This window comes from Arthrobacter sp. KNU-44 (assembly GCF_051843155.1).
GTDB lineage: Bacteria > Actinomycetota > Actinomycetes > Actinomycetales > Micrococcaceae > Arthrobacter.
Map to the genome: position 1 here is coordinate 576,377 of NZ_JBPXNG010000002.1, position 17,873 is coordinate 594,249.

19 protein-coding genes and 1 pseudogene are annotated in these 17,873 nt (G+C 63.3%); 9 read left to right on the forward strand and 11 right to left on the reverse strand.

The genetic code is table 11. The features are described from left to right. The first annotated feature begins 158 nt into the window (after positions 1 to 158). From ACSVHC_RS03485 to ACSVHC_RS03495, 3 genes are all read left to right on the forward strand, one after another. On the forward strand, positions 159 to 644 hold the full coding sequence (locus ACSVHC_RS03485) for an Lrp/AsnC family transcriptional regulator (protein ID WP_078105724.1): 486 nt from the start codon (positions 159 to 161) through the stop codon (positions 642 to 644). Between the two features lie 139 nt (positions 645 to 783). Continuing rightward, positions 784 to 1,197: a DUF4383 domain-containing protein gene (locus ACSVHC_RS03490; RefSeq protein ID WP_437773068.1), complete on the forward strand. Its 414-nt coding sequence runs from the start codon at positions 784 to 786 to the stop codon at positions 1,195 to 1,197. A gap of 28 nt (positions 1,198 to 1,225) precedes the next feature. Further along, positions 1,226 to 1,789 (forward strand): hypothetical protein, encoded by a 564-nt coding sequence (locus tag ACSVHC_RS03495; RefSeq protein ID WP_437773067.1) that lies wholly within the window; start codon positions 1,226 to 1,228, stop codon positions 1,787 to 1,789. 77 nt (positions 1,790 to 1,866) lie between these two features. Here ACSVHC_RS03495 and ACSVHC_RS03500 read toward each other — a convergent pair whose 3' ends face one another. After that, on the reverse strand, positions 1,867 to 3,483 hold the full coding sequence (locus ACSVHC_RS03500) for a solute symporter family protein (RefSeq protein ID WP_437773066.1): 1,617 nt from the start codon (positions 3,481 to 3,483) through the stop codon (positions 1,867 to 1,869). Beyond that, a complete protein-coding gene (locus ACSVHC_RS03505) occupies positions 3,480 to 3,857 on the reverse strand; it encodes a DUF485 domain-containing protein (protein WP_437773065.1) in 378 nt (125 codons plus the stop codon). Before ACSVHC_RS03505 ends, ACSVHC_RS03500 begins: the two co-directional genes overlap by 4 nt. 162 nt (positions 3,858 to 4,019) lie before the next feature. On the opposite strand from ACSVHC_RS03505, the gene ACSVHC_RS03510 reads away from it, so the two are divergent. From ACSVHC_RS03510 to ACSVHC_RS03525, 4 genes are read left to right on the forward strand one after another with little or no spacing between them, the layout of a single operon-like run. Next, a complete protein-coding gene (locus ACSVHC_RS03510; protein ID WP_236816591.1) occupies positions 4,020 to 5,186 on the forward strand; it encodes a histidine kinase in 1,167 nt (388 codons plus the stop codon). Between the two features lie 15 nt (positions 5,187 to 5,201). Further along, positions 5,202 to 5,921 (forward strand): LytR/AlgR family response regulator transcription factor, encoded by a 720-nt coding sequence (locus tag ACSVHC_RS03515; RefSeq protein ID WP_437773064.1) that lies wholly within the window; start codon positions 5,202 to 5,204, stop codon positions 5,919 to 5,921. Beyond that, positions 5,918 to 6,280, forward strand: a complete 363-nt coding sequence (locus ACSVHC_RS03520) for a hypothetical protein (protein ID WP_437773063.1) — start codon at positions 5,918 to 5,920, stop codon at positions 6,278 to 6,280. Before ACSVHC_RS03515 ends, ACSVHC_RS03520 begins: the two co-directional genes overlap by 4 nt. After that, positions 6,277 to 7,749 (forward strand): sodium/solute symporter, encoded by a 1,473-nt coding sequence (locus ACSVHC_RS03525; protein ID WP_439180585.1) that lies wholly within the window; start codon positions 6,277 to 6,279, stop codon positions 7,747 to 7,749. The genes ACSVHC_RS03520 and ACSVHC_RS03525 overlap by 4 nt, the downstream gene beginning before the upstream one ends. A gap of 161 nt (positions 7,750 to 7,910) precedes the next feature. Here ACSVHC_RS03525 and ACSVHC_RS03530 read toward each other — a convergent pair whose 3' ends face one another. The 6 genes from ACSVHC_RS03530 to rpsB all read right to left on the reverse strand — a co-directional run bounded on the left by ACSVHC_RS03530 (position 7,911) and on the right by rpsB (position 12,855). Beyond that, entirely contained in the window at positions 7,911 to 8,495 is a 585-nt protein-coding gene (locus tag ACSVHC_RS03530) for a DivIVA domain-containing protein (protein WP_437773061.1), read from the reverse strand. 21 nt (positions 8,496 to 8,516) lie between these two features. Next, the gene (locus ACSVHC_RS03535) at positions 8,517 to 9,440 is read right to left on the reverse strand and encodes a phosphatidate cytidylyltransferase (RefSeq protein ID WP_437773060.1); all 924 of its coding nucleotides are present in this window, start codon (positions 9,438 to 9,440) and stop codon (positions 8,517 to 8,519) included. Continuing rightward, entirely contained in the window at positions 9,440 to 9,997 is a 558-nt protein-coding gene (gene frr, locus ACSVHC_RS03540) for a ribosome recycling factor (RefSeq protein ID WP_078105729.1), read from the reverse strand. Before frr ends, ACSVHC_RS03535 begins: the two co-directional genes overlap by 1 nt. A gap of 102 nt (positions 9,998 to 10,099) precedes the next feature. Continuing rightward, positions 10,100 to 10,837, reverse strand: coding sequence for a UMP kinase (pyrH, locus tag ACSVHC_RS03545; RefSeq protein WP_437773059.1), 738 nt, complete (start codon positions 10,835 to 10,837; stop codon positions 10,100 to 10,102). Positions 10,838 to 10,983: 146 nt separating this feature from the next. Then, positions 10,984 to 11,820, reverse strand: a complete 837-nt coding sequence (gene tsf / locus ACSVHC_RS03550; protein WP_234753056.1) for a translation elongation factor Ts — start codon at positions 11,818 to 11,820, stop codon at positions 10,984 to 10,986. Positions 11,821 to 11,940: 120 nt separating this feature from the next. Next, positions 11,941 to 12,855 carry a 30S ribosomal protein S2 gene (gene rpsB, locus ACSVHC_RS03555; protein WP_437773058.1) on the reverse strand — a complete coding sequence of 305 codons (915 nt, stop codon included), beginning with the start codon at positions 12,853 to 12,855 and terminating at the stop codon, positions 11,941 to 11,943. 434 nt (positions 12,856 to 13,289) lie between these two features. Between rpsB and ACSVHC_RS03560 the strand changes: the two are divergent. After that, positions 13,290 to 13,697 (forward strand): annotated as a pseudogene (locus ACSVHC_RS03560) (peptidoglycan DD-metalloendopeptidase family protein); the annotation flags it as partial. 120 nt (positions 13,698 to 13,817) lie between these two features. On the opposite strand, the gene ACSVHC_RS03565 reads toward ACSVHC_RS03560, so the two are convergent. Next, complete coding sequence (locus tag ACSVHC_RS03565; RefSeq protein ID WP_437773057.1) at positions 13,818 to 15,008, reverse strand: acyl-CoA dehydrogenase family protein; 1,191 nt, start codon at positions 15,006 to 15,008, stop codon at positions 13,818 to 13,820. A gap of 239 nt (positions 15,009 to 15,247) precedes the next feature. On the opposite strand from ACSVHC_RS03565, the gene ACSVHC_RS03570 reads away from it, so the two are divergent. Beyond that, positions 15,248 to 16,351 (forward strand): hypothetical protein, encoded by a 1,104-nt coding sequence (locus ACSVHC_RS03570; protein WP_437773056.1) that lies wholly within the window; start codon positions 15,248 to 15,250, stop codon positions 16,349 to 16,351. Positions 16,352 to 16,443: 92 nt separating this feature from the next. On the opposite strand, the gene ACSVHC_RS03575 is transcribed toward ACSVHC_RS03570, so the two are convergent. Then, positions 16,444 to 17,277 carry a hypothetical protein gene (locus ACSVHC_RS03575; protein WP_437773055.1) on the reverse strand — a complete coding sequence of 278 codons (834 nt, stop codon included), beginning with the start codon at positions 17,275 to 17,277 and terminating at the stop codon, positions 16,444 to 16,446. Beyond that, complete coding sequence (locus ACSVHC_RS03580) at positions 17,274 to 17,840, reverse strand: RNA polymerase sigma factor (RefSeq protein WP_439180586.1); 567 nt, start codon at positions 17,838 to 17,840, stop codon at positions 17,274 to 17,276. The genes ACSVHC_RS03575 and ACSVHC_RS03580 overlap by 4 nt, the downstream gene beginning before the upstream one ends. Between the last annotated feature and the right edge of the window lie 33 nt (positions 17,841 to 17,873).

Below are 17,873 nucleotides of genomic sequence, written 5' to 3' on the forward strand. Positions count from 1 at the left end.
TGGAGGGACTTGTGATCCAACCGCGGGCCAGCATCCGGGCGTCGTCGCCTGGATTAATTGTGACCCTACTCACAATGCTCATTGGGTACAACCACCGCTGAAAATTCTGCGCATTCTGCCCTATCCAGACGGTGGGCACCGTGCTAACGTTGCGCATTATGCAAGCTTTGGATGGCACCGACACACGCCTGCTTTCGGCCATGGCGAAGGACCCCCGCGGCACGGTTGTCGCCTTGGCGCAGAAGCTGGGATTATCGCGGAATACGGTTCAGGCGCGGATGGCCCAACTGGAAAAGAAGCACGCGTTTCTCTCCTTCGAGCGGCGCATCAACCCTGCGGCCCTGGGCTATCCCCTCATGGCGTTCATCTCGGTGCATGTGCAGCAGCAAAAGCTTGGACAGCTTGCCTTGGACCTCGCGGAAATCCCGGAAATCCTGGAGGGGTACGGCCTGACCGGTTCGGCTGACCTGCTGCTGCGGGTGGTGGCGCTCGACGCCGAGGATTTGTTCCGGATCAACGGCAAGATCCTTGCGTGTGACGGAGTGGAACGAACCGACACCGCCATGTCGATGGGCGAATTGATTCCCTTCCGGGTGCAGCCGTTGTTGAACCGGAACACCAAGAAAGCGCTCCGTACCGGCTGAGTCGGGACAACGTCGAAAAAATTCGTCCCATCCCACCCATCCATAACCCCGGGTGGTCCGAATAACTGGTTGAGAGCCCCGTCCGGGGTTTCGAACACAAGGCCGGATATGAAACCGGCCATACCGGAAGGTTTGGACCATGCGCACTTCGCCCAACCGCCTGATCGCCACCATCTTTGGCGCCGTCTACCTGCTCGTGGGTGTCGTTGGATTCTTCGTCACCTCGGGAATTGGATTCTTCGCCACCGAGGGTGCCAATCTGATCATCTTTGCGGTAAACCCCCTGCACAACATCATCCACCTCGCCATCGGCGCCGCCCTTCTCTACGCGGGCATGAACAGCACTGTGCTGTCCAAGACCATCAACACCACGGTCGGCGCGGTCTACTTGCTTGTCGGCATCCTCGGACTGTTCCTTGTGGGCTCCGCCCTTAACATCATTGCCCTCAACGGCGCAGACAACGTCCTGCACCTCGCAAGCGCAGTGGTGCTCCTCGGCATCGGGCTCTCGCAGGACAAGGTTCCGGCCGCCACCGCCAGGGCCCACGTCTAGAAACCTCGAAACCCATAAGGAGCCGTCCGTGTCAGCTCAAGCAGCGACGTCCGTTGGACCCACCGCCGGGGCATCCCTCACCCTGTTTTCGTGCTTCGCGGGCATGGGGGCCGGCCTCGTGGAACTTTCCATCGCATCGAGCTACATTTCGAGCCGGGGACCGCTGGTGTGGGCGGGCGGCGTCTTCGCGGCCTGGGGCCTGGCGCTGCTGGCGAGCTCGATTGCCAGTCTCCAGCGGGGGCGGCTCCGGTTCCGTAAGCCGACAACCATGGGCCTCCTCGTCGCCGTCATTGTCCATGTTGGATTCCTGGTTGGCGGCATGGCCCAAAGAGTGCTCGACGGCGGGCATCTGGCGGCTCTTTTCCTGGTCCTGATGGCTCTGGGATCCTCTGCCTGGCTCGCCCGCAGGTTCCTAGAGGACGACGGCGGAGCCACCTCGGGTTCCCCGAGGGCCGGCGCGCTCTTAGGGGCTGCCTTCGCCGCCGCCGTCGTCGTCGCAGCAATTACGACGCCGGGCCTCGCCGCCTCGGTGGCCGGAGCGCACGCCGTCCCGCACGGAGAGCACTCGCTGCCGGGCGGCCATAACCACTAAGGCGTCCCGCCAATCTGCAGCAGAAATCCCTCCCACACTGAGTGCGGGAGGGATTACTGCTTGTTGGACCGGTAGGCCTAGTGGTTCACCGCTTTCTCGGCTCCGACGCCGGTCAGGGAACGGACTTCCATCTCGGCCTGCTTCGACGTGTCTTCGCGCCGCTTGTCCAGGACGGTTCCGAGCCAGCCAAGCAGGAAGGCGAGCGGAATGGACACGATACCCGGGTTGCTCAGCGGGAAGATCGCGAAGTTAGCGCCCGGGATCATTGACGTTTTGGCACCGGAAACAACCGGCGACAAGGCAATCAGGATGATGGCCGCCGACAGTCCGCCGTACATGCTCCACGTGGCGCCCTGGGTGGTGAACTTCTTCCAGAACAGGGAGTAGAGGATGGTCGGCAAATTCGCTGATGCCGCCACTGCGAAGGCGAGGGCGACGAGGAACGCTACGTTCTGGCCATTGGCGAAAATACCGCCAATGATCGCAAGGACCCCGATGACCACCACGGTCCGCCGGGCCACTTTGACCTCGGTTCCGGCGCCGGCCTTGCCCTTGGAAATGACGTTTGCATAGATATCGTGGGCGAACGACGTCGCTGCCGTGATCGTCAAACCGGCCACCACCGCAAGGATCGTAGCGAACGCGACGGCCGAGATGAAGCCGAGCAGCAAAGGCCCGCCCAGGTGGAACGCCAGGAGCGGCGCAGCGGAGTTCACCCCGCCCGGGGCCGATTTGATGGTGTCGGCTCCAACGAGGGCTGCCGCGCCGTAGCCGAGGACCAGGGTAAACAGATAGAACAACCCGATCAGCCAGATGGACCAGACCACCGATTTGCGGGCTTCCTTCGCCGTGGGCACAGTGTAGAAGCGCATCAGCACGTGTGGCAGGGCGGCCGTGCCGAGGACGAGTGCCAAGCCGAGGGACAGGAAGTCCAGCTTGGAGGTCTCGGTCTTGCCGTACTGCAGGCCGGGGTTCAGCACGTTGGGGTTCTTGGCAGAGTCTGCGGCAGCACCCAACAGGTTCGACAGGTTGAAGCCGTAGATGGACAGCACCCAGAGCGTCATGACTGCCGCACCGCAGATGAGCAGCACGGCTTTGATGATCTGGACCCAAGTGGTGCCCTTCATTCCTCCGATCAGCACGTACATGATCATGAGGGCGCCGACGACGACAATCACCAAGGCTTGTCCGCCCCAGTCGCTGATGCCCAGGAGCAAGGAAATGAGGCTTCCGGCGCCGGCCATCTGCGCCAGCAGGTAGAAAAAGCAGACGACCAAAGTCGTGAGGGCCGCGGCGATCCGCACCGGTCGCTGGCGCAGCCGGAAGGAAAGCACATCGGCCATGGTGAACTTACCCGTGTTGCGCATGAGTTCGGCGACAAGCAGCAACGCGACAAGCCATGCGACGAGGAACCCGATCGAATACAGGAAGCCGTCGTAGCCGTTGACGGCGATCGCCCCGGTGATCCCGAGGAAGGAGGCCGCGGAGAGGTAGTCGCCGGCGATGGCGGTGCCGTTCTGCGAACCGGTGAACGAGCGCCCGGCGGCATAGTAGTCGGCAGCCGTTTTGTTGTTCCGGCTGGCCCGGAGGACGATCACCATGGTGACCAGGACAAACAGGGCGAAGATTCCCATGTTCAACAGCGTGGTGTCCTTCAGAGCGGCAACGTTGACCATCGGGACCATGGCACTCATTTCGCTGCCCCCCTCACGGTGCTGCCCTTGTCGAACTCATGGCCCTCGATCTCATTTCGGATTTCCGTGGCTATCGGGTCCAGTTTGCTGTTGGAGTAGTGAACGTACCAGCCCGTAATTCCGAAAGTTGAGACGAACTGCAGCAGGCCCAAGACCAAGCCGACGTTGATGTTGCCCCACAGCTTGGTGGACATGAAGCCCACCGCGTAGTCAGCCAGCAGGACGTAAGCGAAGTACCAAAGCAGGAATGCGATGGCCATTGGAAAGACAAAACTGCGGTGGCGCTTGCGAAGCTCCTGAAACTGCCCCGTTTGCTGGACTTCCTGGAAATCAACGGACGCTGCTGCGTCCGGTGTCTGGGCCTCGTTACCCATGGCTTCCTCCTGGTTGTGGACGTCTACATCGACCACACTCCTGGCCGATGTGACTGGAATCACTATCCGCCCGGCGGCTGCGCCACTTCCAGATTCACCGGCACAGGCGTCGCCCAGCGGGCACGTTGCTGCGCCGAACGGTGGGTTCGCTAGTCTTGCTCCATGCCGGATTCCCCGCTCGTCACCGCCGCCGCCATTGCGGTCATCGTGCTCGCCGTGGCGATCGTCGTCGGGGTCGGCCTCAAGGTGATCCGTTCCTTCCGCGAACTGGGAACCGATGCCGAGAGGGCCACCTACCAGACCCTGCACGCGGCGTCGCGCGCGGGACAGCACCTGCGCACCGGGCTCCACGCGGCGGGAGCGGCCAAGGCGAGCAAGCAATTGCGTTCCCTGCTTGGCTGCGACGCCCTGGCGATCACCGACACCGAGTCAGTCCTGGCGTGGGATGGCGCGGCGGAAGAACTCAAAGCGGTACTGATGGAGCTCGCCTCGGGAGTGCTCTCCGACGGGCGGACCGTGGTTGTCCCGGCTTCGCACGCACTGAACGCCGTCGTCGCGCCGATCAGGGCCGGAAACCGCGTGGTGGGAGCCGTCGCAGCCTTCGCCCCGCAAACCGGTGCCGGGTTGGTCCGCGCGACAAGCGAGCTGGCCGACTGGGTGGCCGTGCAAGTCGAATTGGCCGAGCTCGATGCTTCACGCACCTTGCTCATGGAGGCCGAAGTCAGGGCCCTGCGCGCACAAATCAGCCCCCACTTCATCTACAACTCGCTCAACGCAATTGCCTCATTCATCAATACTGACCCCGCCAGGGCGAGGGAGTTGGTGGTCGAGTTCGCGGATTTCACCCGGTATTCCTTCCGCCGCCACGGTGATTTCACCACCCTGGCGGAGGAACTTCGGAGCATCGACCGCTACTTGCTGTTGGAGAAGGCACGCTTCGGAGACCGGGTGCAAGTGAGCCTCCGGATCGCGCCCGAAGTCCTGAGCACTGTGATTCCCTTCCTGAGCCTGCAACCGCTCGTGGAAAACGCCGTGCGCCATGGGCTTGAAGCGAAGGAAGGACCCGGGCACATCACCATCTGCGCCAACGACTCCGGGGCGTTCGCGGAGGTCACCATCGAGGACGACGGCGTGGGCATTGATCCGGAACACCTGCGCTCTGTCCTGGCGGGGCACGCCGACGGCGACCACGTTGGACTGCGAAACGTCGATGCCCGACTTCGGCAGGTCTACGGGGACGAACACGGCCTCGTCATCGAAACCGCACCGGGCGAGGGCACCTTGATCACCATCCGCGTGCCAAAGTCCCAGCCGAGCCATGATGCCTGAGGCTAACCTATAACCATGATCAACGTACTCGTCGCCGACGACGAGCTCCCCGCCGTTGAAGAGCTCGCCTACCTGCTGGGTCGGGACGAGCGCATCGGTGCCATCCACCGCGCAGTCTCGGGCGCCGAAGCCCTCAGCGCCCTCGAAGCGGAATCCGTGGACGCTGTCTTCCTGGACATCCACATGCCCGCGCTTTCCGGTTTGGACATCGCCCGCGCCATCTCGCGCAGCGCCCGCCCTCCCGCCGTCGTCTTCGTCACCGCCGACGAGGACTGTGCGCTTGAGGCGTTCGAACTGGCCGCGGTCGACTATCTGCTCAAACCGGTGCGTGCCGAGCGCCTGGCGAGGTCCATCAGCCGCATCAGCGAGCTCATCAAGGACGGCAGCAAGGTGCCCGAGATGATCACCGTCGACCAAGGCGGAACCACCCGCATGATCCGGAGGGACGACGTCAGCTACGTCCAGGCTCAGGGAGACTACGCCCGGCTGCACACCGCAGAGGCGAGCTACCTGATCCGGGTATCCCTGAGCGACCTCGAACAGCAGTGGGCGGAAGCCGGATTCATCCGCATCCACCGCTCCTATCTGATGTCCCTCAACCACGTGGGGCATATGAAACTCGCCGCGGCCCGGCCAAGTGTCACCGTTGCCGGCGCCGAACTGCCGATCAGCCGCAGGCATCTTCCGGCCGTGCGGGACAAACTCGAGGCCACCCGGATCCGGCCACAAGGATGACCCGCGTCAGGGTCACGGCCCCGCAGTCAGCTGCCCGGATAGCCCCGATGCGTCCATACCATTCGCGCGAGGCCGCCGAGGACTCGGACGTCGGGCAGGTCTTCGTCCGGTCACTCATCCGTTCGCAGTTGCGCCTGGCTGTGGTTGTGGCTTCCGGATTCCTGCTGGTCCTGGCCGCCTACGGCTCCATGGTGGCGCTGGTCCCCCCGCTCGCGCAAATGCGGATTCTCGGCATCCCGGTCAATTGGATCATTCTTGGAGCGGCACTTTATCCGGTGATCGGCCTGAGCGCCTGGCTGTACAACCGCTCCGCGGCAAGGAACGAAGCCCGCTACCGCGATCTTGTGGAGGAGAAGTGAATCCCGCCGTCGGGCTCGCCGCTTTTGTGGGTGTCGCGCTCGCGACGGCGGCGATCGGCTTCTACGGCTTGCGCATTTCGCGCACCACCGGCGACTTTTACGTGGCATCCCGCACTGTCCGGCCATGGTGGAACGCCTCGGCGATCGGCGGCGAATACCTGTCGGCCGCGAGTTTCCTGGGGGTCGCAGGACTGATCCTACTGACCGGGACGGATGCTCTGTGGTTCCCCGTGGGCTACACGGCCGGCTACCTGATGCTGCTGCTGTTCGTGGCCGCGCCCTTGCGACGATCGGGCGCCTACACGATTCCGGATTTCACGGAGGCCAGGCTCGAGTCGAAAGCCGTTCGACGCGTGACGAGCCTTATCGTCGTGGCAGTCGGATGGCTCTACATCGTGCCGCAGCTTCAAGGCGCCGGGCTCACCATCCGGATCAGCACGGGATTGCCTTCCTGGGTGGGCTCCATCGCCGTCGTCGCCGTGGTCTGCGTGACGGTAGTGGTCGGTGGCATGCGCTCCATCACCTTCGTCCAGGCTTTCCAATACTGGCTCAAGTTAACGGCGTTGGCAGTGCCTGTCGTGTTCCTGCTGCTGAACCAGACCGGCGGCGGCTCACCGGTCCTTGCGGAGGCATCCAGCAATCCCACGGGCCTCCCCGCAGCCGGGCTCTACCAGACTGTCTCGCTCCTGGTGGCACTGCTTTTCGGAACGCTGGGACTCCCCCACGTCCTTGTGCGCTTCTACACCAACCCGGACGGCCAATCGGCCCGCCGGACCACCCTTATCGTGCTGGGCCTGTTGTCGGTCTTCTATTTGTTCCCGACGGCGTCCGGCCTGCTCGGGCGGGTCTTCGCACCTGAGCTTGCACGCAACGGACGGCCCGACGCCATGGTCCTGCTGCTGCCTGGAAAGCTGCTCGGTGGCGTGCCCGGCGATCTGCTGTCGGCGTTGGTGGTCGCTGGCGCATTTGCCGCATTCCTCTCGACGACGTCGGGATTGGTGGTTTCGCTGGCCGGCGTTATCAGCCAGGACCTTCTTGGCGGGAGCGTGCACGGATTCCGGGTGGCCACCCTCCTGGCGGTCGCCGTCCCCCTGGCTTTTGCGTTCACCACGGATTCGATGGCCCTGGCCGGCAGTGTAGGGCTGGTGTTCGCTTTCACGGCGTCCACCATTTGTCCGGTCCTGGTCCTGGGCATTTGGTGGCGGGGCCTGAGCGACGCAGGCGCGATTGCCGGCATGCTGACGGGAGCCGTCCTGTGCGGGGGTGCGCTCGTATCGAGCACGATCATCGGTTCCGCCGCGCCCGGATGGATTGCCCAGCCCGCGGCGTGGACGGTTCCGGCCGCGTTTGCCGTGATGGTGCTCGTCTCGCGGGCCACGAAACACCGGATCCCCGGGACCGTGACCCGGCTTATGACCAGGCTCCATGTCCCGGAACGGCCGGTGGCCACGGAGCGCCAGCTCCGTTGAGGGATTTCGGCCGAGGGCGCTGAAGGCGCCGGGCGCTGAAGGCGCCGGGCGCTGAAGGCGCCGGGCGCTGAAGGCGCCGGGCGCTGAAGGCGCCGGGCGCTGAAGGCGCCGGGCGCTGAAGGCGCCGGGCGCTGAAGGCGCCGGGAGCCCGGCTGTCTTTGCTAGTCGATCGCCGCCATGAGCTCGACGACCCGGTCTAGGAAAGCATCAACCTGCGCCTCTTCGTAGCCGTCGCGCCCGCGGGCCTCGGAGAATGCGGCTCGGCGGACGTTGTCGACGCTCAACGGTTTGTCGTTCTCCAGGTAACCGATCAGGGAGACGCACAAGGCATCGACCTCGGCGATGTTGTAGCTCCGCGCACGCTTCTTGTCCGGCCGGCGGAAACGTTCGCCATCGGGCCTGTGCAAACGGCCGCGCAACACTCCGGAGAGTTTGCCGATTTTCAGCAACCAGGCGTCCTCGCCTTCGGCAGCGATCAGCTCGTCGCGTTCACGCCGGGCGAAGGCATCTTCGAGGCGGTCCAATGCGGCGTCCACAGCGGTGGCGTCGTAGCCCCCCTTGACAGGATCAAACGAAACCGCACGGACATCGCTGCTGCCGATTTTCTCCGAGGCCTCGGCCCTGTTTTCAAAAGACAACCGGGCGCGCTGGAAAAACTGGTCCACTTGCTTTGCGTTGTAGCCGTACTTGCTGTGCGCCACGCGCTCAAATGCTGCGGGGATCTGGCGACGAATGTCCACTGCCACTGCTTTCCTTCTGGGTGGTTGTCAGGCGCCGCTCAACAGCGCGAAAAGAATATATGCTGACGGAGCCGCGAAGACGATCGAGTCGAGCCGGTCCATGATCCCGCCGTGTCCGGGCAGGATGCTACTCATGTCCTTGACGCCAAGTTCCCGTTTGACCATGGACTCCGCGAGGTCACCGGCGGTAGCCGCGGCCACCATGCCTACGGCAAGCACCACGCCGACCCACCAGGGCCTGCCCAGGACGAAGATGCTGGCGAGGATCCCGATGACCATGGCGCCTGCCACCGAGCCAGCGAACCCTTCCCAGGTCTTTTTGGGGCTGATCTTGGGAGCCATCGGATGCTTGCCGAACAGCGCCCCGACGAGGTACCCGAAAGTATCGTTGGACACTACCAGCAGCAACATCACGGCAATCTGCCAGGCACCCGCCGGAACCTGCCCGGCGGGCCAGGGACCCGCCGTCGTCGCTCCCCCGCCCGTGTGGAGAGGCAGGATGGCAAAGCTGATCAGGAAAGGCACCCAGGCAAGCGTGAAGATTCCGGAGAAGACGCTGCGCGGAGCGCCGGCAGCGCTTTCAAGCGAACGCCAGAGCAGGACGGCCGTGCTGCTCAGCACCATCGCGAAGAGCAGGCTTTCGGTGCCACCGAAGTAAGCCGCCAGCGGCATCGCCACGGTACCGGTCAGCACGGGGATGATCGGCATCCTGGTGCCCTGGGCTTCGAGCGCACGAAAAATTTCCCACACGCCGAGGACCGCAAACGCGGTGGTCAGGAGAACGAAACCCAGCGGCAGGAACAGCAGCCCGCCGAGAACGGCAAAGAGCATGGCGAGCCCGACGCCGATGGCGGCCGGAAGATTCCGGCCGGCCTTGGGCGTTGGGTTGCCTCGTTGGCGTCTGGCGCGGGTGGGAATTCCCTGCGCGGGCGCCGGCTCAGCCTCGCTCATCAGACCTCGAGCAGCTCGGCTTCCTTGCGCTTGAGGAGCTCGTCGATACCGTCGACGTGTGCCTTGGTGATCGCGTCGAGTTCCTTTTCGCCGCGGGCACCCTCGTCTTCGCCGGCTTCGCCGTCCTTGACGAGCTTGTCCAGGGCGTCCTTGGCCTTGCGCCGGATGCTTCGGATGGAAACCTTTGCGTCCTCACCCTTGCCCTTGACGATCTTGACGTATTCCTTGCGGCGTTCCTGGGTGAGCTCCGGGATGGTGATCCGGATGACGTTGCCGTCGTTGGACGGATTGGCGCCGACCTCGGAGTCGCTCAAGGCCCTTTCGATGTCGCGCATTGAGGTCTTGTCAAAGGGCGTGATCAGGATGGTCCTGGCGTCCGGAATAGCGAAGGAAGCCAGCTGCTGCAGAGGTGTGGGGGTGCCGTAGTATTCCACGATCACCTTGTTGTAGAGTCCGGGGTTCGCACGACCGGTACGGATCGACGCGAAATCCTCCTTGGCTACCTCGACCGCCTTGTCCATCTTTTCCCCGGCTTCGAGCAAGGTTTCTTCGATCACGGTTTCTCCTCAGAAATAGTCGCGCCCCGGTCCACGGGCCGCAATGCACAATAAATTTCCGCCCCTGCGGGCGGAAGAGTCCTAGAAATATCCTAGCCCTTGCTAGGGGGTGACCAGGGTGCCCAGCTTTTCGCCGAGAATGGCCCGGGTGACGTTCCCTTCGCCTTCCATGCCGAAGACAACCATGGACAAATTGTTGTCCTTGCACATGGTCATGGCCGTCTGGTCCATGACGCGGATGTCACGGCGCAGGGCCTCGTCGTAGCTGAGCTTTTCGAGTTTCTCGGCCGTGGGATCCTTCTTGGGATCCGCGGTGTACACGCCATCCACACCGCTCTTCGCCATGAGGACGACGTCGGCATGCACTTCGAGTGCACGCTGGGCCGCCACGGTGTCAGTGGAGAAGTACGGAAGACCTGCGCCTGCACCGAAGATGACGACGCGGCCCTTCTCCATGTGGCGGATGGCACGGCGCGGAATGTAGGCCTCGGCTACCTGTCCCATCGTGATGGCGCTCTGAACGCGGGTCTCGACGCCGGCCTGCTCCAGGAAATCCTGCAGCGCCAGGCAATTCATGACAGTGCCGAGCATTCCCATGTAGTCGGCGCGGGAACGGTCCATGCCGCTCTGTGACAGTTCGGCGCCGCGGAAGAAGTTACCGCCGCCGACGACGATTGCCACCTCGACCTCGGAAACAGCGGCGGCGATTTGCTTGGCGATGGCGCGGACGGTTTCCGGGTCCACACCAAGCTTCCCGCCTCCGATGACCTCGCCGGACAGCTTCAGCAGTACACGACGACGGGTCTTCTCCGGATGGCTTGCAGTGTTCTCGGTTTCCATGGTGCCTTCCCGTTTGTGGACTCTGGCTAGATTATCTTGCTGGGGGCCGGGCAGAAAGCTGCCGGCCGTGGATGCACTCGGTGCGGGCCTGTCGTTGCATGCAAAAGGGGCGGCCACCGAAGTGACCACCCCTTTTGTATGTCTAACTAGTTTCCGACGCGGAAACGGGCAACGGCAGTTGCCTTGACACCGGCCTCTTCGAGGACCTGTGCAACGGTCTTCTTGGAGTCCTTGGCGAATGCCTGGTCCAGGAGAACTTCACCCTTGTAGAAGCCCGTCACGCGGCCTTCGACGATCTTGGTGAGAGCGGCTTCCGGCTTGCCTTCGGCCTTGGCGGTCTCTTCGGCGATGCGGCGCTCGGACTCGACCAGCTCGGCCGGGACGTCTTCGCGGCTCAGGTAGTTCGGGGCCATTGCTGCAACGTGGACGGCAACGTCGTGGGCTGCGGTAGCAGCGGCGTCGCCCTCGCCCTCAACGGCGAACAGGACGCCGACCTGGGCCGGGAGGTCCTTGGAGGTCTTGTGCAGGTAAGCGTCAACCGTGCCGCCTTCAATGCGGGCAATGCGGCGGACAACAACCTTTTCGCCGAGAACGGCGCCTTCTTCGACGACAACCTCGGAAAGGGGCTTGCCGTCGACGTCGATGGCCAGCAGGGTCTCGAGGTCGGCAGCGCCGGACTCGACGGCGACGGCCAGGACCTTGTCGGCCAGCTGGATGAACTTGTCAGCCTTGGCGACGAAGTCGGTCTCGCAGTTGACCTCGATCATTACGCCAACGCCGCCGGTGACCTTGGCTGCAACCAGGCCTTCAGCGGTGGAGCGGCCTTCACGCTTGGTAGCGCCCTTGAGGCCCTTGATGCGGATGATCTCGATGGCCTTCTCGGCGTCGCCGTTGGCCTCGTCAAGAGCCTTCTTGACGTCCATCATGCCGGCGCCGGTGCGCTCGCGCAGGGCCTTGATGTCAGCAGCAGTGTAGTTCGCCATGTGAACCCCTCTGTCTAGAAATTTATGTGTTTACGGACTGACAGGACGGCAGCCCACCTAGTGGGCCGCCATCCTGTCAGTAGCTCCCCGCATCGAAATTGGTGCGGGAAAGGTCCGGATTTACTTGTCTGCTTCGGCTTCGCCAGCAGCAGCTTCGGTGGCCTCGGCGGCCGGGGCTTCGACAGCTTCCGCAGCCGGAGCTTCAGCAGCTTCTGCAACCGGGGCTTCGGCCGGAGCCTCAGCAACCGGAGCTTCAGCAGCTTCGGCCTTGCTGCCTTCGAGGAGCTCGCGCTCCCACTCAGCCAGCGGCTCTTCCGGAGCCTCTGCAGCACCGGTTGCGCGCTGGTTACGGGCGATGAGGCCCTCAGCAACGGCGTCGGCAACCACGCGGGTCAACAGGTTTACGGAGCGGATGGCGTCGTCGTTACCCGGGATCGGGAAGTCAACTTCGTCGGGATCGCAGTTGGTGTCCAGGATGGCAACAACCGGGATGTTCAGCTTCTTGGCTTCGTCAACAGCCAGGTGTTCCTTCTTCGTGTCAACAACCCACAGAACGGAAGGAGCCTTGGTCAGGTTGCGGATACCACCGAGGTTGGTTTCCAGCTTGGTGAGTTCACGGCGAAGGAGCAGGAGCTCCTTCTTGGTGTAACCCGAGCCTGCGACGTCCTCGAAGTTGATCTCTTCGAGTTCCTTCATGCGCTGGATGCGCTTGGCAACGGTCTGGAAGTTGGTGAGCATACCGCCCAACCAACGCTGGTTGACGTACGGCTGGCCAACACGGGTAGCCTGCTCGGAAATTGCTTCCTGAGCCTGCTTCTTGGTGCCGACGAACAGGACGGTGCCGCCGTGGGCGACAGTAGCCTTGACGAACTCGAAAGCGCGGTCGATGTAGGACAGCGACTGCTGAAGGTCAATGATGTAGATGCCGTTGCGCTCCGTGAAGATAAATCGCTTCATCTTCGGGTTCCAACGACGGGTCTGGTGTCCAAAGTGGACGCCGCTGTCAAGCAGCTGGCGCATTGTTACGACGGGCATGCCGACGCTCCTTCCGGCAGGTCATTCATGAGAGAGCCACACGGGCCGCTCTTACCCTGCCAATAGTTGACGGTTAATTAGCCGGACCCGAACGGGCCGTGGCTCCTGGCATCCATTGCACTTCTCATCCGGCCAATGACTCGCCGGACCGCAAGAGGCACAATCCTCCGCAGCACTGAATCCATGAGGATTCGCAGTTGGAGGGTTGGATACGCGTAGTCAGCCTGGGACCCCCGCGCAACTGAATGAGAAGCGCTTCTGAACAAGCTTGAGGGCACAGCAAACTGCTCCACCAAGTGTACTACAGCGCCTCCAGCCTTATGACCGCAAAGCCCCGGATTCAGCCTCCATCCTCCGGCAGGTTTCCCGCACCGTTTTCCACATAGCCGAACTGGCGGCTTCCGGACACTCCGGCGCCGACGAAGGCTTGGTCCATGAGAACTGCACATCTTCCGGCCCACGTTCTTTTGCTCGTTGCCTTGGGCACGGCGCCTGCCGCCGCGTCGTCGCCGCCGGGCGCGACCAGCCCGTCCGGAATCCGCCCGGGCTGGGCGTGGCCGCTCTCCCCCAAGCCGGCGGTCCTGCGCGGCTTCGACCCTCCGGACAAGCCGTGGTTGAGCGGGCACCGCGGCGTGGATTTACGAGCAGCGGACGACGGCGTCACAGTCGCCACGCCCGCCGACGGCACCGTGAGCTTCGTGGGCGTCGTGGTGGACCGCCCGGTGATCACCATCGACCACGGGGGCGGGCTACGGAGCAGCTTAGAGCCCGTGGACAGCGAACTCGCAGAGGGCGCCACGGTCAACAAGGGCCAATCCATCGGCGTAGTGAGAATCGGCCACTGCGCGGGATCACCGTGCCTCCACTGGGGAGTGCGGAATGGGGACGACTACGTCAACCCGCTCGCCTTCGTCACGGATCTCCGGCCTTCCGTGTTGCTTCCGCTACACGATGTGCTGCCTCTAGACGATGGCGGAAATGCCCGTGATGGCCCTTCCCGTGACAAGGGTGTTGATTTCGTGGGTGCCCTCGTAGGAGTAGATCGCCTCGGCGTCGGCGAAGATCTTTGCCATCCCATAGTCCGTGACAATGCCGTTGCCGCCCAGGATGCCGCGGCCCAGGGCAACGCTTTCGCGCATGCGGGCCGTAGTGAAGGCTTTCGCCAGCGCGGACTGCTCGTCCTTGGCCACGCCGGCATCCTCAAGTTGAGCGAGACGGACCATCATGCCCATGGAGCTCACTGTGTTGCCCAGGATCTGCACGAGTTGTTGCTGCACCAATTGGAACGATGCCAGGGGCCTCCCGAACTGCATCCGTTCAACCGCGTAGCGGCGGGCGACGTCGAATGCCGCAAGCTGCTGGCCCACAGCCTGCCACGCGACCGAAAGCCGCGTGACTTTGAGCACCTTGTTGGTGTCCCTGAAGCTGTTGGCATTGGCCAGTTTGAAGAAGTCCGGGACCACCACGTTCTCAAGGGTGATATCGGCGTTCTGGACGGTGCGCAGCGAGATCTTGTTCTCGATCTTGCTGGCCTTGAAACCGGGGAGGCTCGTGTCCACCAGGAACCCCTTGACCTGGTTGTCGCCGAGGTCGCGGGCGAAGACCACAACCCAGTCCGAGAAAGTGGCATTGCCGATCCAGCGCTTGGCCCCGTTGAGGATCCAGTTGCCGCCGTCGCGGCGCGCAGTGGTCCGGGTGCCGCCTGCGACGTCCGAGCCGCCCAATGGCTCGGTCAGCCCAAAGGCGCCGATCTTCTTGAGGGAGTATATGTCGGGCAGCCAGGCGTCCTGCTGCTCTCGAGATGCCAGCGCTTCGATGGAGCCAGTGAACAAGCCATCATGAACGCCCATGAACGTGGCAATCGAGGCATCGGCGCGGGTTGCCTCTGCGTGCACAAGGCCAGCGAACACGTTGGAATAGCCTTGCCGCCTGACCGGACTGACGAGGTCAATCTCGGCCAGTTTGGGAATCAGGTCCATGGGGAATTCCCCGCGGTTCCAGCAATCGACGGCAATCGGTTTGACCTCACGGGAAAGGAAAGCCCGGATCTCGGCCAGTCGGTCCTGCTCCTTGCCCGTGAGCAATTGCTCAAAGCCATAGAAGTCGCCGTCGGCGTACGGGAGATCCTCGAGGTCGATTGCTGCCTTGGACATGACACTCCTTCGCGTAAGTTACTGGTGAGTAACTTACAGCAATGACAGTGCTCCACACAAGCAAGCAGGTGCACCGACCTCTTGGCGGACTGCTGTCTTGCGTAGCGTCATCGTCCGAAGCGCGAATGGTTGCCGTTAACCTCCGGGTCTCCCGGTGTTTGCCCTTTACAGGGTTCCCTCCCAGCCCGCCTCCATAGGTTGGCGGGGACATCGTTTCCCCAATCTAAGGACGATTTTCAATGCCTGTTACACCCAACAAGCTCAAGCGGACCTCGATGGTATTGATCAGCGCCGCAGTCGCTGCTTCTACTCTTGCCTCCGTTGCCCTGCCGGCATCCGCCGCTGACGAGGGCGAAGCACACGCCGCGGCCGCTGGATTCACCGTGAAGACCTTCTCCCCGGTCGGCACCGAGTCAGCACCTGACGACATCACGCGGATGGGCGACTCCGTGTACGTCTCGTTCCAGAATGGCGTAGGCCCCTTGGGCGAGGCTTCTGCAAACGGCACCACAGCCAGCACTGTTCAGCAGTTCAGCCTCGACGGAAAGCCCGGCAAGTCCTGGCAAGTCACGGGCAAGGTTGACGGGCTTACGGCCGATCCGGAACACCACCGTCTCCTCCTCACCGCCAACGAGGACGGCAACTCGAGCTTCTCGACCCTCAGCCCTGAGCAGGCCAAGCCGCTGACCACGTACACATATTCGGGCCTCACCCACGGTGGGGGAACCGATGCCGTATCTGTCGTGAACGGCAAGATCCTCGTCAGTGCCTCGGCGCCGGTTGATACTTCGGGTCCCGCCGCCTATTCCGTCGCATTGGAAGGCGCCACCGCCAAACTGACGCCCCTTTTCGGCGACAGCGCTAAGGCTACCGCAGCCAATGGCCCCCAGGCTGGAAAGGCGACCACGCTCGGCCTGACGGACCCGGACTCCAACACACAGGTTCCGGCGGCCGCTCCGCGGTTCAAGAACTCGTTCATGCTTGATGCGCAGGCGGACCAGCAGTTGATCTTCGCTTCCAACCCGGGCAGCAGCAAGCAAGCTCTCCAGGTGCTTTCGGTTGCCCAGCCCTTGGATGACACCGTCTTCGCGGCCCACTCCAACCAGACCCTCCTGGTCACGGATCCGAAGGACAACAAGGTCTTCTCCATCACTGGCCCGTTCAAGGCCGGCGAAGCCGTCTCCACGGTGGTGCCCGACGCCGGACCCGCCTACCTGGCAAACCTGGACTTGGGAACGGGCGCTCTCGCCCCGATCAAGGAACTCGCCTCCATCCAGCCCAAGGGCTTGATGTTCACCGGCGGCGCCGGGGACGACTCCAACGAAGGTCAGCGCTCCGAGTAACGCCCGCATTCGAAAGAACCCCTGACCGCGCTTCCGCGCGTCAGGGGTTTCTTTTGTTTCGGGCTAAAGGGCCCCTCACGTGTCTGCTTGTCCTAAAGGGTCAGACGACTCGTTCCCGTAGTGCCGTCTTGGTAGGTCACTTCGACCTCGGCACCATCGCTCGACGCGTTCCGCAGTTCGTCTCCTGGCAGCCACAAGGCGAAGCGTCCCCGGGACACGGTCGCTGTCACGCCCCCGTGGGTCCGGCTTCTATAGACGATTGAGAGAATGTCAGAGCCCGCGATGCCGGCCGCCAAGGAAATGTCGCCTGCGCTCATGGTTCCCGTCCCTAGAGCTGTGGCGGTCATCTCACGCGGGCCCGGAACCGTGTGAGGGCTGGACTTTCCAACCGATCCGATCATGCCCTTACCGAAAAGACTGACGGCGTCATCGGTGATACACAGCGCCGAAAACCCGCCCTCACCCGTGAGCACCACCGTGGTCCACACGCCGCGCCGCTCGGCAATCGCTACCGCAGCCGAGTCGACGTCGTCAGCGTACATTCCACCCCCTACATGCTTCTTGGATTCGCGGCACTCCGCGGCGGCACTGGCACGTTCAGTTTCAGTCATGCCGGCCGGAACGGGCGTCCAGCTGGCAAACGCAGGATCCCCGCCTGACAAGGACGGCAAGACAACCAGGCCTGCAGTGACCACCGCCACCATTCCTCCGACCACGGCGACCCTGCGGGAGGTCCATCTGCTGCTTTGAGGCCTACGATTGCGGGCGGCGCTCCTCATCGAGGGGCGCTCGGATGGTGTCTCTGCCGGGTCGGTGGACAAGATGCGGAGAAGATCGGCGTCGGCCCTTTCACTGTCGACGGGGGCCCTGTGGTCCGCGGCGTCCAGTGATCGAAGCAGAGTATCGATCTCTTGATTGCGCGTCATGGCGTGGTTGTCCTTTCGAAAGAAGCCGCAGGTGTGCGGGACTGCCGGGGTAGGTGTTCGAGGAGAAGGCGAAGGGCTCGGCGGGCGCGGCTCACTCGCAGACGGAAGGCGACCGGTGAGATGCCGAGTACTGCGGCTGCCTGTGGTGCTTTGAGGTCTTCGAAGACAATAAGGCCCAAGGCCTCCTGATGGACCTCCGATAGCGCACGCCATGCCCTGCCTAGGTCCACGCGATTCACGATCGGGTCAGCGTCTTCGTCGAGGTAGGCCAGAGCGGCGGAGTCTGCGAGACGAACACCGAGTGCTAAACGACGCCGTTCGCCCCGGTGGGTGTTTAGCAGAATGTTTCGCGTAATGCCGAACATCCATGCCCTCGCGTCACCATGGCTGCTCGGCAACTCATCGAGGCGGCGCCACACGACAAGGAATGCGTCGGCGACGACGTCTTCGGCGTGGTCAGGGTGGGCGCGGCGTTGAACAAATCTCATGAGCTCTGGGTAGACGAGTTCATACAGCAATCTGAAGGTGCGCTCCCGGTCAGGAGCGTTGGAAGGGTGCCTCATGCTCTATACCTGTCTGCCACCCGCCCAAGTGTG

What these genes read in the sequence shown, in the direction of transcription:
- ACSVHC_RS03520 (WP_437773063.1), top strand. Translation starts at nt 5,918, where the DNA reads ATGACCCGCGTCAGGGTCACGGCCCCGCAGTCAGCTGCCCGGATAGCC.
- ACSVHC_RS03565 (WP_437773057.1), bottom strand. Translation starts at nt 15,008, where the DNA reads ATGTCCAAGGCAGCAATCGACCTCGAGGATCTCCCGTACGCCGACGGC.
- ACSVHC_RS03500 (WP_437773066.1), bottom strand. Translation starts at nt 3,483, where the DNA reads ATGAGTGCCATGGTCCCGATGGTCAACGTTGCCGCTCTGAAGGACACC.
- ACSVHC_RS03570 (WP_437773056.1), top strand. Translation starts at nt 15,248, where the DNA reads ATGCCTGTTACACCCAACAAGCTCAAGCGGACCTCGATGGTATTGATC.
- ACSVHC_RS03490 (WP_437773068.1), top strand. Translation starts at nt 784, where the DNA reads ATGCGCACTTCGCCCAACCGCCTGATCGCCACCATCTTTGGCGCCGTC.
- rpsB (WP_437773058.1), bottom strand. Translation starts at nt 12,855, where the DNA reads ATGCCCGTCGTAACAATGCGCCAGCTGCTTGACAGCGGCGTCCACTTT.
- pyrH (WP_437773059.1), bottom strand. Translation starts at nt 10,837, where the DNA reads ATGGAAACCGAGAACACTGCAAGCCATCCGGAGAAGACCCGTCGTCGT.
- ACSVHC_RS03515 (WP_437773064.1), top strand. Translation starts at nt 5,202, where the DNA reads ATGATCAACGTACTCGTCGCCGACGACGAGCTCCCCGCCGTTGAAGAG.
- ACSVHC_RS03485 (WP_078105724.1), top strand. Translation starts at nt 159, where the DNA reads ATGCAAGCTTTGGATGGCACCGACACACGCCTGCTTTCGGCCATGGCG.
- ACSVHC_RS03510 (WP_236816591.1), top strand. Translation starts at nt 4,020, where the DNA reads ATGCCGGATTCCCCGCTCGTCACCGCCGCCGCCATTGCGGTCATCGTG.
- ACSVHC_RS03505 (WP_437773065.1), bottom strand. Translation starts at nt 3,857, where the DNA reads ATGGGTAACGAGGCCCAGACACCGGACGCAGCAGCGTCCGTTGATTTC.
- tsf (WP_234753056.1), bottom strand. Translation starts at nt 11,820, where the DNA reads ATGGCGAACTACACTGCTGCTGACATCAAGGCCCTGCGCGAGCGCACC.
- ACSVHC_RS03575 (WP_437773055.1), bottom strand. Translation starts at nt 17,277, where the DNA reads ATGACGCGCAATCAAGAGATCGATACTCTGCTTCGATCACTGGACGCC.
- ACSVHC_RS03535 (WP_437773060.1), bottom strand. Translation starts at nt 9,440, where the DNA reads ATGAGCGAGGCTGAGCCGGCGCCCGCGCAGGGAATTCCCACCCGCGCC.
- ACSVHC_RS03580 (WP_439180586.1), bottom strand. Translation starts at nt 17,840, where the DNA reads ATGAGGCACCCTTCCAACGCTCCTGACCGGGAGCGCACCTTCAGATTG.